Source organism: Microbispora sp. CL1-1 (genome assembly GCF_012034195.1).
Taxonomy (GTDB): Bacteria; Actinomycetota; Actinomycetes; order Streptosporangiales; family Streptosporangiaceae; genus Microbispora.
Genome location: NZ_JAATEK010000198.1, coordinates 1 through 445, shown reverse-complemented (window position 1 = coordinate 445; position 445 = coordinate 1). Strand labels below are relative to the sequence as shown.

Below are 445 nucleotides of genomic sequence, written 5' to 3'. Positions count from 1 at the left end.
GTGGACTCCACCACCGCTCGGGCGCACCACGACGCCGCCGGGATGCACCTTGACCCGGACGTGCTGGCCGCCCTGGAGAAGGCTGCCGAACAGGAGCGGGCCCGGCAAAAGGGGGCGACCGGGAAGGACAACAGGAGCAGGACGCCCGAAACGACGCCGAAGCAGAACAACGGCGGCACATCCGGCGGCGGCGCAGGCTCCGGTTGAAAGCTGCCCTGCTCGGACGCTCCAGGGGTGGGCAGACCAGCAAGATTCACCTCGCCGCCGACCGCAGGTGCCGCCCCTTGGCGTTCGTCGTGACCGCAGGGCAGGCCGCCGACAGCCCGCAGTTCATCCCCGTGCTGAAGAAAGTACGCGTCCGGGTACCCGTCGGCCGTCCCCGCACCCGGCCCGGCGCGGTCGCCGGCGACAAGGCCTACTCCTCCCGCGGCAACCGCGCCTACCT

General features: G+C 71.7%; 1 pseudogene. It reads left to right on the top strand.

Annotated features, from left to right (window positions below):
- Positions 1-445, top strand: a pseudogene (locus tag HCK04_RS40590) (transposase); the annotation flags it as partial.